The 14,576-nt window shown below is 71.0% G+C and carries 13 protein-coding genes and 1 pseudogene; 4 read left to right on the top strand and 10 right to left on the bottom strand.

The annotated features are described in order from the left end of the window. Together Q2100_RS07390 and Q2100_RS07385 are read right to left on the bottom strand one after the other, a co-directional pair. Entirely contained in the window at nucleotides 1-2,781 is a 2,781-nt protein-coding gene (locus Q2100_RS07390; protein ID WP_302913475.1) for a helix-turn-helix transcriptional regulator, read from the bottom strand. Then, complete coding sequence (locus Q2100_RS07385) at nucleotides 2,778-3,752, bottom strand: alpha/beta hydrolase (protein ID WP_302913474.1); 975 nt, start codon at nucleotides 3,750-3,752, stop codon at nucleotides 2,778-2,780. The genes Q2100_RS07390 and Q2100_RS07385 overlap by 4 nt, the downstream gene beginning before the upstream one ends. A 300-nt stretch (nucleotides 3,753-4,052) precedes the next feature. Between Q2100_RS07385 and Q2100_RS07380 the strand changes: the two genes are divergently transcribed. Together Q2100_RS07380 and Q2100_RS07375 are read left to right on the top strand one after the other, a co-directional pair. Then, on the top strand, nucleotides 4,053-5,096 hold the full coding sequence (locus tag Q2100_RS07380) for a cupin domain-containing protein (protein WP_302913473.1): 1,044 nt from the start codon (nucleotides 4,053-4,055) through the stop codon (nucleotides 5,094-5,096). Nucleotides 5,097-5,112: 16 nt separating this feature from the next. Beyond that, nucleotides 5,113-6,261: an FAD binding domain-containing protein gene (locus Q2100_RS07375; RefSeq protein ID WP_302913472.1), complete on the top strand. Its 1,149-nt coding sequence runs from the start codon at nucleotides 5,113-5,115 to the stop codon at nucleotides 6,259-6,261. A 10-nt stretch (nucleotides 6,262-6,271) separates the two neighbouring features. On the opposite strand, the gene Q2100_RS07370 is transcribed toward Q2100_RS07375, so the two are convergent. From Q2100_RS07370 to Q2100_RS07360, 3 genes are read right to left on the bottom strand one after another with little or no spacing between them, the layout of a single operon-like run. Continuing rightward, nucleotides 6,272-8,068 (bottom strand): acyl-CoA dehydrogenase, encoded by a 1,797-nt coding sequence (locus Q2100_RS07370; protein WP_302913471.1) that lies wholly within the window; start codon nucleotides 8,066-8,068, stop codon nucleotides 6,272-6,274. Beyond that, the gene (locus Q2100_RS07365; RefSeq protein WP_264014630.1) at nucleotides 8,065-8,838 is read right to left on the bottom strand and encodes an SDR family oxidoreductase; all 774 of its coding nucleotides are present in this window, start codon (nucleotides 8,836-8,838) and stop codon (nucleotides 8,065-8,067) included. The genes Q2100_RS07370 and Q2100_RS07365 overlap by 4 nt, the downstream gene beginning before the upstream one ends. Next, nucleotides 8,835-9,500, bottom strand: a complete 666-nt coding sequence (locus Q2100_RS07360; protein WP_264014631.1) for a TetR/AcrR family transcriptional regulator — start codon at nucleotides 9,498-9,500, stop codon at nucleotides 8,835-8,837. Before Q2100_RS07360 ends, Q2100_RS07365 begins: the two co-directional genes overlap by 4 nt. Before the next feature lie 90 nt (nucleotides 9,501-9,590). Between Q2100_RS07360 and Q2100_RS07355 the strand changes: the two are divergent. Together Q2100_RS07355 and Q2100_RS07350 are read left to right on the top strand one after the other, a co-directional pair. Further along, nucleotides 9,591-9,755, top strand: a pseudogene (locus Q2100_RS07355) (CAP domain-containing protein); the annotation flags it as partial. Between the two features lie 79 nt (nucleotides 9,756-9,834). Further along, nucleotides 9,835-10,731, top strand: coding sequence for an SAM-dependent methyltransferase (locus Q2100_RS07350; RefSeq protein WP_302913470.1), 897 nt, complete (start codon nucleotides 9,835-9,837; stop codon nucleotides 10,729-10,731). Here the strand turns inward: Q2100_RS07350 and Q2100_RS07345 are convergent. The 5 genes from Q2100_RS07345 to Q2100_RS07325 all read right to left on the bottom strand — a co-directional run. After that, nucleotides 10,728-11,174, bottom strand: a complete 447-nt coding sequence (locus Q2100_RS07345) for a hypothetical protein (protein WP_302913469.1) — start codon at nucleotides 11,172-11,174, stop codon at nucleotides 10,728-10,730. The genes Q2100_RS07350 and Q2100_RS07345 overlap by 4 nt on opposite strands. A gap of 42 nt (nucleotides 11,175-11,216) precedes the next feature. Continuing rightward, the gene (locus Q2100_RS07340) at nucleotides 11,217-12,020 is read right to left on the bottom strand and encodes an ABC transporter ATP-binding protein (protein WP_407667595.1); all 804 of its coding nucleotides are present in this window, start codon (nucleotides 12,018-12,020) and stop codon (nucleotides 11,217-11,219) included. Further along, entirely contained in the window at nucleotides 12,004-13,041 is a 1,038-nt protein-coding gene (locus tag Q2100_RS07335) for a taurine ABC transporter substrate-binding protein (RefSeq protein WP_302913468.1), read from the bottom strand. Before Q2100_RS07335 ends, Q2100_RS07340 begins: the two co-directional genes overlap by 17 nt. Further along, nucleotides 13,038-13,901 carry an ABC transporter permease gene (locus Q2100_RS07330; RefSeq protein ID WP_407667594.1) on the bottom strand — a complete coding sequence of 288 codons (864 nt, stop codon included), beginning with the start codon at nucleotides 13,899-13,901 and terminating at the stop codon, nucleotides 13,038-13,040. Before Q2100_RS07330 ends, Q2100_RS07335 begins: the two co-directional genes overlap by 4 nt. A 44-nt stretch (nucleotides 13,902-13,945) precedes the next feature. Next, nucleotides 13,946-14,576, bottom strand: a 631-nt coding sequence (locus Q2100_RS07325; RefSeq protein WP_302913467.1) for a glycosyltransferase family 2 protein, incomplete at its 5' end; no start/stop codon positions are given.

Below are 14,576 nucleotides of genomic sequence, written 5' to 3'. Positions count from 1 at the left end.
TCAGGACGTGAATGCCCGCAGTTCGTGGCGGCGGCTCACACCCAGCTTCGGATACACGTGATAGAGGTGCGAGGCAACGGTTCTCGGCGAGAGCTTCAGCCGCTCGGCGATCTCCCGGTTCGTCTGACCGGACGCGGCAAGCACCACGATCTGCCGCTCCTGGGCTGTCAGTGCCAGCAGTGCATCGTCGACGGGACCCGGGGCGACCGTCGTCACACCTGCCGCTCGCAGTTCCGAGCGGGCGATCGCGGCGAGCGGTTCCGCGCCGAACCGCTCGAAGACGTCCAGCGCCGCCGCCAGCAACGGCCTCGCCTCGGCCGGACGGCGCGCCCGCCGCAGCCACTCGCCGTAGTGCAGCCGGGCGCGGGCCCGCTCCAACGGCCATTGCTCACCAGCCGGGTCGAACACGGCGAGCTTGTGGTGCCGTTCGGCCGACTGGGTCTCGGCCGTCAGCGCGAGCGCCTGGTGGCGCAGCAGGCGCAGCCGCACCGGAGGCTTCGAGCCGAGTCTGCGGCTGACCGCTGCGATGAGCGGCTGCACCTCCTCGACGCGTCCGCTGCGCGCCGCCGCCCACGCCACGTCGGCGATCGCCCGGTAGGACACCACGAAGTGCGCGGGCTGCCCGTCGGCGGTGAACATCGTCCGGAACCGGCGGTATGCCTCGTCGAAGTCGCCGGAGGCCAGTGCAATCCAGCCGGCCGCGCCTTCGAGGTTGACCTCGGTGGCCCCCGGCGGCCCGCCGCCCGTGGCGGACAGGTCGCGTGCGTCGAGCACCGCCCGAGCCGCGGCGTCGACGTCTCCCCGCATCGCGCGAAGGCGTGCCCGGCAGGCGAGCGTCTCCCGCCGCACCAGCGTCGCGTCGCGCGCCACGGCGCACAGTGCTGCCGCCTCGTCGAGCACCGCCTCCAGCGTGGTCCACTGCCCGGTGTCGAGCAGCGTCCACGACAGCGGCGCGAATGCGAACGTGAATCCGCGCAACCCACCCCCGGCCGAAAGCCGTTCTATCGCAACGCTGAGTTCCCGCGCGGCCACCGCGGTGTCCTCACCGACGAACGCCATCACGCCCGCGACGAGCCGTCGGTACGGCTCCACCGCGGGTGACTGCGGCTCGAACCAGCGCCCGTCGGGCGGCGCGGGCCGGGAGTCCGCGGCGGCGGTGCCTGCGTACATCGCCGCGTACGCCCGCTGCAGTTTCATCGCCTCCGCCGGGAACGGCAGCGGGAACCTGCTCGGGGTCGCCGGGACGTCCGGCATCCGGTCGAGCCAGCGCCCCAGGTCCCGCCTGTGCTCCCACACCCCGGAGTAGTACGAGGACCCCGCAGCGGAGTACAGCAACGCGAGAACGAGTTGGGTGTCCCCGGGCCAGTCTCCGTCCAGTACGTCGCCGACAGCGGTGAACGCGTCGCCCGGCCGTCCACTCTGGAGCAGGATGGACGCCCGGGTCAGCGCCGCATAGCCCGAGACGTCCGGGTCGTCGGACTCGCGCAGCGGCACGTCGGCGAGTGACAACGCCCAGGCGACGTCGCCGGCGTAGTTGGCGGCGCCCGCAGCCAGCGCGTACCGGCGGGCCGCATCGGCGCGGTCAGGGCTCAGCTCGGCCGCACGCTGGAGCGCCCGGGCACGCTGCAGTTCCGACACCCGGCCGACCGACTGTGCTGACGTGTCCTCGAGTGCCGCGGCGATCGACTCGTCGGGTCCCGCCGCAGCCGATCCGAGATGCCAGGCCCGTGCACCCGCGTCGAGACCGGGCATCGCCGCCAGCGCGAGATGCGCTGCCCTCTGCTCACCGAAGTCGCATGCCGCATACGCCGCCGCCCGCAGCAGGGCGCCGGCGAACACCACCGTGCGGTCATCGGCGAACTCGACGAGCCGGGCCGCGCGGGCCGGCTCCCACCCGGAGAAGTCCTGCGCGAAACCCGCTGCGGCGGTGATCATGTCGACGGTCTCCTGGCCTGTCCCCGCCGCCGCGTGCGCCAGCAGCGTGCGGGTCGCCTGCGGCAGGGCGGCGATCTGGTCGGCGAACATCGGGTGGGCGCCTGCGGGATCACACATCGTCGCGCCGTGGAACGTCGTCGTGCGGTTGCGGGCGTAGGCGCGGGAGTACTCGATCAGCGCCAGCGGATTCCCGCGCGACCAGCGGATGATCTCCCCGCGCACGCTGGGGTCGGGTTGTTCGGGCTGGGCGTCGACGAGCTGCGCGGAGTGCTGCGGCGACAGCGGCGCCAGCTCGACGGTGCGGACCGTTCGGTCGGCGCCGCGCAGCACGTCGAGACGCCGCGAGGTCAGAACCGCGCGCACCCGGGTCGTCACGAGGTGCGCGGTGACGCCGAGCAGCAGATCCCGTACGTCGTCGTCGAACCTGTCGACGTCGTCGACGGCCAGCAGGACCGGCCGCTCGGCGGCGGCCGCCTCCAGCAGCGCCGCAACGGCGTCCCGCGTCAGCGACCACCGCGGTGAGGTCGCCGCCGGTTCCTCGACGAGCCCGGCGATGGCGTCGCGCAGGCCGGGCGGGAGAGCGCTCGCGAACGGCAGTACGGGCCACAGCATCCGCGCCAGTGGGCCGTGCCCGGGCGACCCACCGGCGCCGCCTGCCGCCGTCAGCACCCGCAGGTCGTCGCCTGCGGCGCGCACGGCGTGGCGAAGCACGGTCGTCTTGCCCGACCCGGCCTCACCGACGAGCAGTATCGCCGGCGGCGCGGTGCCCGTCCCGGTCACCACGGCGTCGGTGAGCGCGATGAGGTCGGCCCTGCCGATCAGCGGGAAGTTCTCCGTTGTGGTCACGGGTGCAGCGCCTCGGCGAGGAACCACGCACCCTGCTCGATGGCGGCCTTGGTGGGCGGGATGCCGGCCAGTGGACTGAGCACGACGAAGTCGTGCACCGTGCCCAGGTATCGCAGGGCCGTCACCTCGACCCCGGCGGCACGCAGGTTCCGCGCGAACAGGGCGCCCTCGTCACGCACGACGTCGGCCTCGGCGGTGACGAGCATCGTCGGCGGCAGGCCCGCCAGGTCCTCGCGGGCGGCCCGCATCGGCGACGCGGTCGGGTTCGTGCAGCCGGCGCCGCAGTAGTGATCCCAGTACCAGGCCTGCTCGTCGCTCGACAGCAGGTAGCCCTCGCCGAACTCGCGATGTGAGGCGGACGCGCAGGCGGCGTCGGTCGGCGGGTAGTACAGCAGCTGTGCCCGCAGCCGCGGCCCGCCGCGCGTCTTGGCGAGCATCGCGACGGCGATGGCGATGGTCGCCCCCGCGCAATCACCAGCCAAGGCAACGGCTTTCGCGTCCAGACCGAGGAGCTCGGCGTTGCCGTGCAGCCACAGCAGGGTGGCGTAGCACTCCTCCACCGCCACTGGGAAGCGGGCCTCCGGGGTCCGGCTGTACTCCGGCACCACCACGGCGACACCGGCCCGGACCGCCAGCTCCCCGACGATGTGGGCGTGGGTGTCGGCGTCGCCGAACATCCACCGGCCGCCGTGCAGGTAGAACACCGTTGCCAGGGCGCCGGACGCATCCCGGGGCCGCACCACCCAGAGCCCGGTCAGGCCGGCGGGTCCCACCTCCGCGGTGTGGAATCGGGCGTCGACGCCAACGTGTTCCGAGGTCGCCTGCTGCGCCTCCCGCAGCGCGGTGCGGCCGTCGTCGGGCCCGAGCTGACGCAGCGTCGGGGGTGTCGCCATGGCGTCGAGCAGCCGAGTGATCGCCGGATCCAGGACGACGGCCGGGCCGCCGCTTCCCGCGGGCCGAGATGTGCTCACCGGCGCGTCCTGTCTCTCGGGTGGCCGCCGACGCGGCCCGTCGTCGCCGAATGATAGGCGCGAATCCCGGCCGCGGCAGGGCGGCGGATCAGGACCCGAGCGGTCAGTCATCCGACTGATGACGAACGCGGCGCGGGTGTCGACACTCGATACCGGCCAGCCGTAATCCGGCGGTGCGCCGACCCCCACCACGGATGGGTGCAGGCGTCCATGACAAGCGGGCGCCGCCTGCACCAGAGTCGACGGCAGCACCATCCCGGCAGCAGGCCGGCCCGGCCACCCATCGCAGAGGAGCCCACCGTGACGACGTCGATCGCCCGAAGCAGCCACACCACCTCACTTCTCGACGGTGAGATCGTGGAGGAGTCCGCCCTGGGCTCGATGCGGCGGGTGACCGCCGACAACCTGCCGATCCTCGCGGGGCTGTCGATCAAGCGGGTGCTGCTCAACCCCGGCGCGATGCGGACCCCGCACTGGCATGCCAACGCCAACGAACTCACCTACTGCGTCTCCGGCACCGCCCTGGTCTCCATCCTCGACAGCGGGAGCAGGTTCTCCACGTTCCTCGTGACGGCCGGGCAGATGTTCCACGCGGAGTCCGGCTCCCTGCACCACATCGAGAACGTCGGCGACGACGTCGCGGAGTTCATCATCGCCTTCCGCCACGAGCGGCCAGAGGACTTCGGGTTCGGCGCCACGCTCGGTGCATTCAGCGACGCGGTGCTCGGCAACACCTACGACCTACCGGCCGCCGACTTCGCCACGATGCGTCGCACCGGGACCGATCGCAAGCTCGCCGCCCGCGTCGGCGACCCCGTCATCCCCGCCGCAGCGCACTTCGGCGACCCGCACAAGTTCGACATCGAAGCGCAGGCGCCGGGGCTGAACTACGCCAGCGGCAACGCCCGGTTCGCCCGCGACCAGTTCTGGCCCGCGCTCAAGGACATCTCGATGTACTCGCTGCGCGTCACCGAGGACGGCATGCGCGAACCCCACTGGCACCCGGTCACGGCGGAGATGGGGTACGTGCAACACGGCGACGCCCGCATGACCGTCATGAGCCCGGACGGCGCGCTGGACACCTGGAATCTCACGACCGGCGACATGTACTTCATCCCGCGCGCGTACCCGCACCACATCGAGAACGTCGGCCACGACGACTGGCACTTCCTGATCTTCTTCGACCAGCCGTTCCCCGCCGACGTCGGCTACCGCGCCTCGGCCAGTGCGTACTCGCGCGAGGTGCTGGCCGCCGCGTTCGACACCCACATCGACGAGCTCCCCCGATTCCCCTTCACCCCGGCGGATCCCCTGATCGTCACCCGCACCAATCCGCTCGACTGACTCCCCGGTCGCCGACATGCCCAACGCGTTCCGAGCAGTCGTCGTCGGAGGTTCCCTCGGTGGACTCGCCGCCGCGCACGAACTGGCGGCCGTGGGAGCCGACGTCGCCGTGTACGAGCGGTCCGTCGACCGCACCCAGCCCCGCGGCGCCGGCATCGTGATGCAACCCGAGGTCGAGTCGCTGTTGCGGCGGCTCGGCCGCACGGTGCCCTCGGTGAGCGTGGAATTGCACGAGCGACAACAACTCCACCGCCGCGGGGATCCCTCCCGGTACCGGGCACCGCAGTGGATGACCGCCTGGGACACATTGCACGACGCGCTGCGCTCGCCGCTGGAGTCCGTGTGCGTCCGCCTCGACAGCACGCTGGAATCGCTCCACCGCCACGACGGGAAGGTGACGGCGGCCTTCACGGACGGCTACGTGACGGGCGGTGACCTGGTGGTCGGCGCCGACGGGATCGGTTCAGCCACACGGCGATCACTCACCGGCCGTGACGACCTGCGCTATGCCGGGTACGTCGCGCTGCGGGGGCTCGAAGAGGAGTCGGCGCTGCCCGACGAGCTGCGGTCCCTGCTGGCCGAGCGGTTCACCATGTTCGCCGTTCCGGGGCTGCAGATGCTGTGCTACCTCGTCCCGGGCGCCCGCGGCGAGACCGCGCCGGGGCAGCGACGGGTCAACTGGGTCTGGTACGTCAACACCGCGGAATCACGGCTGCCGGACCTGCTCACCGGGCGTTCCGGGCGGCGGTTCGACCAGTTCCTGCCACCGGGTGAACTCAGCGCCGAGTCAGAGGGGTCGGTGCTGACGCTCGCCGACGGCGCGCTGCCCGCACCGTTCGCCGCGCTGGTCCGGCACTCGTCGGTGTTCCTGCAGCCGGTCTTCGACCTGATGCCGGCCCGGATGGTCGCCGATCACGTCGTGCTGCTGGGCGATGCGGTGGGAACAGTGCGGCCGCACACCGCTTCCGGGACGTCGAAAGCGCTCGGCGACGCCGCCGGGCTGGCCCGCGCGCTCGCCGGCTGGAACGCAGGCGATCCCCTGCCGCTGCCTGCCCTGCAAGCCTGGGAGGCGGGCAGGCTCGCGCACCTGCGAGCGGTGGCCGCCGCCGGGGTGCGACTGGCGGAAGGTTCGTCGCTGGGCGCCGGCACGGGTCCGCTGCTGTGACCCGCGCGCGCTAGAACCAGTCGGGGGACATCTCCAGCGTGGTGCGGTCCAGGCTCTCGAGGAGGTCGAGTTGCGGTGCGATGCGGGGCAGTTCGTACCGGAAGAAGTACCGCGCCGCCTGCCGCTTGCCGTCGTAGAATTCGCCGCACTCGCTGTGCGCCGCGACGAACTGCTCCAACCACATCCAGGCGATGACGAGGTGCCCGAACGCCTCGAGGTAGACCACGCTGTTGGCCATCGCCGCCTCGACATCACCCGAGGCGAACATGCCGGAGGTGACCTCGACCAGGCGCCGCCACATCCCGTTCAGTGCGGCGGCGAGCTCGGCGGCCTCGCCGCGGATGCTGTCGGCGGCCGCGACCGTCCCGGCGATCGCCTCGCCGAGCGCCGCCAGACTGGCACCGCCGCGCTGAGTCACCTTGCGGCCCAGCAGGTCCAGGCTCTGGATGCCGTGCGTGCCCTCGTGGATGGGGTTGAGCCGGTTGTCCCGGTAGTGCTGCTCGACGTCGTACTCGCGGGTGTAGCCGTAGCCGCCGTGCACCTGGATCGCCAAGCTGTTGGCCTCCAGGCACCACTGCGACGGCCAGCTCTTGGCGACCGGCGTGAGAATGTCGAGCAGCAGGGCGGCGGCGTCGCGCTCGCCGTCGGACTCCGCGCTGTGTGACACGTCGACCAGCCGCGCACAGTACAGCGCCAGCGCCAGGGCGCCCTCCGCATAGGCCTTCTGCGCCAACAGCATTCGCTTGACATCGGCGTGCTCGATGATCGGCACCTGCGGCGTCGACGGATCCTTGGCGGTCACCGGACGGCCCTGCGGCCGCTCCCTGGCGTACTGCACCGACTTCAGGTATCCCGTGTAGCCGAGCGCGACGGCGCCCATGCCGACACCGAGGCGCGCCTCGTTCATCATCCGGAACATGTAGGTGATCCCGCGGTGCGGCTCACCGACCAGGTAGCCGATCGCACCGTCAGCACCGCCGGGGCGGTGGGTGCCGTCGCCGAAGTTCAGCACGGTGTTGGTGATGCCGCGCTGGCCCATCTTGTGGTTGAGGCCCGCCAGCACGACGTCGTTGCGCTCGCCGATCGCGCCGTCGTCACCGACGAGGAACTTCGGCACGATGAACAGCGAGATGCCCTTGGTGCCGGGCGGCCCGCCGGGGATCTTGGCCAACACGAGATTGACGATGTTGTCGGTCATCTCGTGCTCGGCGCCCGAGATCCACATCTTCGAGCCGAACAACCGGTAGCTGCCGTCGGGCTGCGGCTCCGCGCGCATCGTGATGTCGGCCAGCGACGATCCGGCCTGGGTCTCCGACAGCGCCATGGTGCCCGAGAACCGGCCCGCCAGCATGGGTTTGACGAATGTCTCGATCTGTTCGGCGGTGCCGAACTCGGCGAGCAGGTTCGCGTTGGCGACCGTGAGCATCAGATAGCCGGAGGTGGCCAGGTTGGCCGCGGAGATCCAGGCGAACGCGGCCTGCGCGACGGTCGCGGGCAGCTGCGCGCCGCCGACCTCGGCGTCCATGCCCATGGCGAGCAGGTCCGCCGCGGCGAAGGCGTCCCACGCCTGCTTGACCTCGGGGATCAGGGTGACCCGCTGCCCGTCGAACGTCGGCTCGTTCGCGTCGCTCTTCTTGTTGTGTGGGGCGAAGTAGCGTTCGGCGAGCTGCTCGCACAGGTCGAGCACGCCGTCGAAGGTCTCCTTCGAGTGTTCGGCGAACCGGTCGCGCTTGGTCAGCTCCTCGACCTGCAGCCACTCGTAGAGCAGGAAGTCGAGGTCGCGCCGCGACAACAGGACGGACTTCATCTGATCGTGCTCACCCCGCCGTCCACGGGAATCACAGCGCCGGTGATGTACGAGCTCGCCCTGGCGGCCAGGAACACCGCGATGCCCGCCATGTCCTCGGGCGCCCCGATGCGGCCAAGCGGCAGCGCCCGTCCCACGGCGTCCGCGCCGGGGGCCAGCAGGACCTTGGTCATCCGCGACTCGAACAGCCCGGGCGCGATCGCGTTGACCAGGATCCGCGGCGCAAGCTCCGTGGCCAGGTGCTTGGTCAGCATGTGCACGGCCGCCTTGCTGGCCGCATACGAGAAGTTGTCGCGGCCCTTCTCCGGGGTGAAGTACCCGTCGATGCTGCCGGTGTTGACCACCCGGGCCGGGTCGTCGTCGGTCGAGCCCGCGGTGAGCAGCGGCACCAGCGCGCGGGTCAGCAGGAACACGCCCTTGACATTGACGTCGAAGACCCGGTCGAAGGCCGACTCGGGGAACTCGTCGAACGGCGCACCCCAGTTCGAGCCCGCGTTGTTGAACAGCGCGTGCACCGCGTCCTCGCGGTCGGTCAGCGCGGCGGTCAGCGTCTGCACCCCTTCGGCGGTGCCCAGGTCGGCGGGTACCGCCTCGACCGGGCCCAGTGACGAGAGTTCTGCGGTGGCCGAGGCGAGTTCGGCCTCCTTGCGGCTGGACAGGTACACCTTCGCGCCGGCCTGCAGCAGACCCCGCGCCATCATCACCCCGATGCCGCGGCCGCCGCCGGTGACGACGGCGACCTTGCCGTCGAGCCGGAACATGTCGGTCATGCGCCGCGACCGGTGGTGACGTCGAGGCCGAGGGGAGATTCGGCGCGGATGGTCTCGTCGCGGATCAGGCCGCGCAGCAGTGCGGTGCTGAATTCTTCGGCGATCTCCTGCGCGGTGCGGCGGCCCTGTGGGCGCAGCCAGCGGTAGGCGCCGAGGGTCATACCGATGTAGCCCAGCGCCAGCACGTGGGAGTCGCAGTCGTAGAACTCGCCGCTGGCGATCCCGCGGTCGATGACGTCGCGGACGTGTTCGTACACCTGGGTCTCCTTCTCCCGGATGTAGGCCACCTGGTCCTCGGTGAACCACTCCGTGATGTAGGGCCCCTCCTGGAAGTAGACCGCCGCGCGCTCGAGGTCGCCGGCGATGCCGACCAGCAGGCGCCGGGTGAAGTGGTAGATGGTCTCGCGCGCCGACGCGCTGGGGTCGTCGTGCAGTGCGTCGACGGTGAAGTCGGCGGCGCCCTTGTAAATGTCGTAGAGGATCAGCGACTTGCTGGCGTAGTAGTGGTACACCGTGGCCTTGTTCAGGCCGACCGCGTCGGCGACGTCGTCCATCCGGGTGCCGTGGTATCCCCGCGCCGCGAACAGCTTGGTGGCCACTGCCAGCAGTTCCTGGCGCCGGGACAGCCCGTTCGGCGAGGCTGCTGGGGACGTATCGGACATGGTGACTCGCTATCGAACGTGCCCGCTGGGGCGTCAACTAACCGGTAGGTCGATCAGTCTAGGCAATGCGGCCCCGAACCCCTGCCGGTGACGGGCCCGCCGGGGCTAGACTTCCATCAACGCCGCGTCTACTGGGAGGTACCGATGGATCCGAATCCGGACTACGACGCGAGCGACGAGATCGAGTACTTCTTCCAGTGGTTCCCCTGGGGGCTGCGCGGCGTGTACCCACCGCCGTCCTACCCGCCCGTCTAGACCCTCACAGTTCCCGCGCCTGCCGGGCGGTAGTGCGCTGAGCTGCAGTGACAGCATGTTGTGTTAGCTTCTCTAAGTAATGAGCCGACACACCGCACGCAATGACGACGACAGCTGGGATCTCGCCTCGAGCGTGGGCGCGACCGCGACCATGGTCGCCGCCTCGAGGGCACTGGCCACCCGCAGCGCCGACGCGCTGATCGACGACCCCTATGCCGAACCCCTGGTGCGCGCCGTCGGCCTCGAGTTCTTCGTCCACCTGCTCGACGGCAAGGTCCCCGACGCCTCGCCCCGCTACGACGCCGAACGCTCCGGTGAGCACATGGCCGTGCGGACGCGGTTCTACGACGACTTCTTCCTCAACGCCGTCCGAAGCGGCATCCGGCAGGTGGTGATCCTGGCGTCCGGACTCGACACCCGGGCCTACCGACTGCCATGGCCGAAGGACACCCTCGTCTTCGAGGTCGACCTGCCCGGCGTGCTGGAGTTCAAGTCGACGACGCTGCGGGCACTCGACGCCGAACCCGCCGCGAAGCACCGGACGGTGGCCGTCGACCTGCGTGACGACTGGCCGGCAGCGTTGCGCGCCGCGGGTTTCGACCCGGCGGCGCCGACGGCGTGGAGCGCCGAGGGACTGCTGGTGTACCTGCCCTCGGCCGCGCAGGACCGGCTCTTCGACGAGCTCACCGCGCTCAGCGCGCCGCGCAGCCAGTTCGCCTGCGAGTACGTCCCCGACATGTCGGTGTTCGGCCACGAGGCGCTGCGCGAGATGTTCGAGGAGTCGGCGGTGAACGTCCGCGACCTGGTGTACCAGGACGACCGCAGCCAGGTGCCGGAGTACCTGAGCCGGCTCGACTGGTGCAGCAGCGTGCGCACCGCCGAACAGCTCTACGCCGCCAACGGCCTGGACTATCCGGACGCCGCCGAGTTCGCGATGTTCTCCGACGTCACCTACCTGCGCGCCGAACTGGACTAGCCGGGCGCGCCGATCCGGATCCGGTCGCCCGGGTCCGGACAGGCCTGCGACAGCGCCATCAGGTTCGCGTTGAACTCCGCGCCGACGCGGCTGAAGTCCGCGGCGAAGTCCGCAGTCCGCTCCCGCAACACCAGCGCGGCCGTCCGGTCGGCCAGGCCGGCCACGTCGTGTGCCCGCCGGGCCAGTCCCTCATCGCGAATCGTGTTCGCCGCAGCGGTGATTCGCTCGATCCGGTCGTCATATTCGGTCGCCGGCGTTTCCGCCTCGCCGTTCACCTCCTTCGCGACGGCGTCGTGGAACCGCTCGGCCTCGTCGCCCACCGCCCGGACCGCGTCGCAGTCCGGCGACGACCGTTCGCCCGTCAGCACCACACCGAGCACGATCCCGATGGCCGCGACCACGACCACCACTCCGCCCGCAAGCCACCACCCGCGCCGCGTCATCCCTCGATTGTCGCCCGTGCGGGACGACCACGATGGCGCAGATCAGGCCGCGGCGGCCTTGACCGCCCGCCCCACCTCGGCCCGCAGCTCGGTGTACTCCGGTGAGCGGCGCAGCTCGTCGGCGTCGACACCGGAGCGGGGCAGGTCGACCGGCAGGTCGAGCGCGACCTGGCCGGGTCGCCGCGTCAGTACCACGATGCGCGACCCGAGGAACGCGGCCTCGTCGGCGCTGTGCGTGACGAACACCGTGGTGCGTCCGGACTCCGCGCTGACCTGCCGCACGTCCTCCTGCAGCCGTTCCCGGGTCAGCGCGTCGAGCGCCGCGAACGGCTCGTCGAGCAGGAACAGCGGCGTCTCGGCGGCCAGCGCCCTGGCGATCGCGACGCGCTGCTGCTGCCCGCCGCTGATCTCCCAGATCTTGCGGTCGGCGGTGCCCTCGAGCCCGACACGCTCCAGCAGCTGGTCGCGCCGCTCGGCCCGCCGCTCGCGCGGCACCTTCGCGTATTTCAGCGCCAGGTCGACGTTGCCGCCGACCGTGCGCCACGGGAACAGCCGCGGCTGCTGGAACACCACACCCGCCGTCACGCCGGGGTTGGGCGCGACCCCGGCGACCTGCACCGAACCCTCGCTCGGCGATTCGAAGCCGGCAAGCAGCCGCAGCAGGGTGCTCTTGCCGCAGCCCGACGCGCCGACCAGCACCAGGAACGAGCCCGGGTCGACCGTCAGGTCCACCGGTCCGACGGCCGTGACCTCGGCGCCTGCGCGCCCGTAGCGATGCGAGACGTTCCGCAGGCGGACACCGTGGTCCACCGCCGTCCGGACCGCGCCGTCACTGGGTGAGGGCACCGGGCAGACCCGTGGTGTACAGCGCGTCCTGGAACGTCTTCAGCGGCGCGGCGGCCTCGATCTGCTTCTGCTCGAACAGGAACTGCGAGGCGCTCTGCAGGTTCGCGGCGAGGTTGCCGGGGCTGCCGTCGGCGCCGAGCCACTCCGGCGACGCGATCTCCGCGGGTGTCAGGAAGCCGACCTGCTTCAGCTGGCCTTCGATTTCACCCGGGGTCAGGCCGCTCTCGGCGGCGATCGCCTTGGCGGCGGCCGCGGGATCGTCCTTGATCAGGTCGAGGGCCCGGGCCTGCTGCTGCCGCCAGGTGTCGACCACCTCGGGGTGGGCGGCGGCGAACTCGTCTGCCACCACGGCGAGGTCGAGGGTGGGCTTGCCGTCGGCGGCCAGCTGCCTGCTGGTGATCAGGTCCTTGCCGTTGCGGCGCAGCTGGTCCAATGTCGGCAGCCAGGAGTAGCCGGCGTCGATGTCACCGCGGTCGAACGCGGCGAGGATGGCCTGCGGCTGCAGGTCGACGAGCTGGACGTCGGCCGGTGAGAGGCCGTTTTGGTCGAGCGCGGCCAGCAGGCTGTAGTGCGCCGTCGAGGCGAACGGCGTGCCGACCCGCTTGCCCCTCAGATCGGCGATGGTGTTGACGCCGCTGCCGTTGCGGGCCACCAGTGCCTCGTTGTCGCCGGCGACGTCGAGGATGAACGCCACCCGGTAGGGGATGTTCAGCGGCGCCGAAAGGCCACGCGCGACGGGGCTCGACCCCAGCGCGCCGAAGTCGACCTCCTTGGCCACGAACGCGGTGTTGACGTCGGCGCCCGAGTCGAACTTCGTCCATTTGACGTTGTATTCGGGCAGCGCGTCCTCGAGCCAGCGGTTGTTCTTCACGATCAGATCGCCGCTCGGGAAGCTCTGGTAGGCGATGCGGATCGTCGGCTTCTCGGCGTCCCCGCCCGAGCGGTCCACCGAACACCCGGACAGTCCCAGTGCCGTGACCGCCAGCGCCGCGACGGCCGCTCCGAATGCCCTACGCCTCATATTTTTCCTCTCCAGGGGACCGCGCGCCGTTCGATGGCACGCAGCAGACCGTCGATGACCAGGCCTGAGAAGCCGATGGCGAAGATGCCGACCAGCACGACCGGGGTGTTGTTGTAGTTGCTCGCGTCCTTGACCAGGCCGCCGACGCCGGGCAGCCCGTTGAACAGTTCGGCCGCCACCACCGACGAGTACGCCATCCCGACGGCCAGGCGCACGCCGGTGAACGTCTCGGGCAGCGCCGACGGCACGACGACGTCGCGGATGACGTCGCGGCGCGACGCCCCAAGAGCCCGTGCGGCCTCGATCAGGCCGACCGGCGCGGCCATCACCGCCGCCGTGGTGGCGACCGCCGCGGGCGGCAGCGCGGCCAGCGCCAGCAGGGTGATCTTGGGGGCCTCGTCGATCCCCAGCCAGATCACCAGCAGGAAGAAGTAGGCCAGCGGCGGCAGCGCCCGCAGGAACGTCAACCACGGCTCCAGCACGCTGCGCACCCAGGACACCGACCCCATCACCACGCCGAGCGCCACCCCGAGCGTGACACCGACCACGACGCCGACGAGCACCCGCCGCAGCGTCATGTAGAGGTGCTCCCACAGCAGGTAGCCGGCGTAGCCGCGGACACCGTCGTGGGTGGTCGACACGTCGACCAGGGCATGCCACACGGTGCTCGGATACGGCACGAAGGTCTGGTTCCAGACACCGCTGACCGCGACGAGTTGCCAGACGCCGAAGAACACCGCCACCGACAGCAGCGGCAACGCCGCACGCGTCAGACGGCCGCGCCACCGGCCCGCGGGCGCGGCGACCACGGGCGCGTCGGCCTGCGGCTCGGCGGGCGCGATATCGGTGAACACAGACACCCGGTCACCTTGGCGGTTGTCTCAGCTCAGGCGAATAGCTGCGCTCACCGCGATTCGAATTCCGGCACGCTCAGCGCGATCTGGTCACCGCGACGGACGATGAGCTCCATCCGCTCGAACGCGTCCAGCCAGCCCGGCATCGGCCAGCGGTTCCATCGGCTGCGGAAGACCCGGGCGTTGTCCACGATCTGCGCGAGGTGTTCCACCGGTGGATCGGACACCGGGTGGTGCTGGTGGTAGGCGTGCGCTCCGCCGACCCACACCAGCGGAATGTCGTGGCGCCGGGCGACGGCCGCGAAGTCGGTGTCTTCCCCGCCGTAACCGACGTACTCCTCGCAGAAGCCGCCCAGGCGATGCCAGGTGTCCGCCGACACCGCGAACGACAACGACCAGAACAGGTCGTGGTTCGGTTCGGCGACAAGCACTCCGGCCGGAGGCGACGGCCGCGCTGGGTGGGGACGGGTGAGCGCGTCGAGGTCGTCGAGCAGATAGCCGTCGGGCCCCGGCGGCGACAGGTAGGTGACGGGACCGCTCAGCAGCGCACCGGTGCCGAGGGCACGGTGCGCGTCGACGTAACGGCCGACGAGCGAACGGCCGGGAATGCAGTCCACATCGAGGAAGATCAGCAGCTCGGCGCCGCGCTGCAACGCCCGCTCGGCGCCCGCGTTGCGCGCC

The sequence above is a fragment of the Mycolicibacterium arseniciresistens genome (assembly GCF_030519285.1).
GTDB lineage: Bacteria > Actinomycetota > Actinomycetes > Mycobacteriales > Mycobacteriaceae > Mycobacterium > Mycobacterium arseniciresistens.
Note: the sequence above shows the minus strand (reverse complement) of the source record. Positions and strands in the feature narration are given on the sequence as shown.

Bases quoted from the DNA above. Each gene is read 5' to 3' on its own strand.
- Q2100_RS07375 (WP_302913472.1), top strand. From the start codon at position 5,113: ATGCCCAACGCGTTCCGAGCAGTCGTCGTCGGAGGTTCCCTCGGTGGA.
- Q2100_RS07360 (WP_264014631.1), bottom strand. From the start codon at position 9,500: ATGTCCGATACGTCCCCAGCAGCCTCGCCGAACGGGCTGTCCCGGCGC.
- Q2100_RS07345 (WP_302913469.1), bottom strand. From the start codon at position 11,174: ATGACGCGGCGCGGGTGGTGGCTTGCGGGCGGAGTGGTGGTCGTGGTC.
- Q2100_RS07335 (WP_302913468.1), bottom strand. From the start codon at position 13,041: ATGAGGCGTAGGGCATTCGGAGCGGCCGTCGCGGCGCTGGCGGTCACG.
- Q2100_RS07365 (WP_264014630.1), bottom strand. From the start codon at position 8,838: ATGACCGACATGTTCCGGCTCGACGGCAAGGTCGCCGTCGTCACCGGC.
- Q2100_RS07370 (WP_302913471.1), bottom strand. From the start codon at position 8,068: ATGAAGTCCGTCCTGTTGTCGCGGCGCGACCTCGACTTCCTGCTCTAC.
- Q2100_RS07350 (WP_302913470.1), top strand. From the start codon at position 9,835: ATGAGCCGACACACCGCACGCAATGACGACGACAGCTGGGATCTCGCC.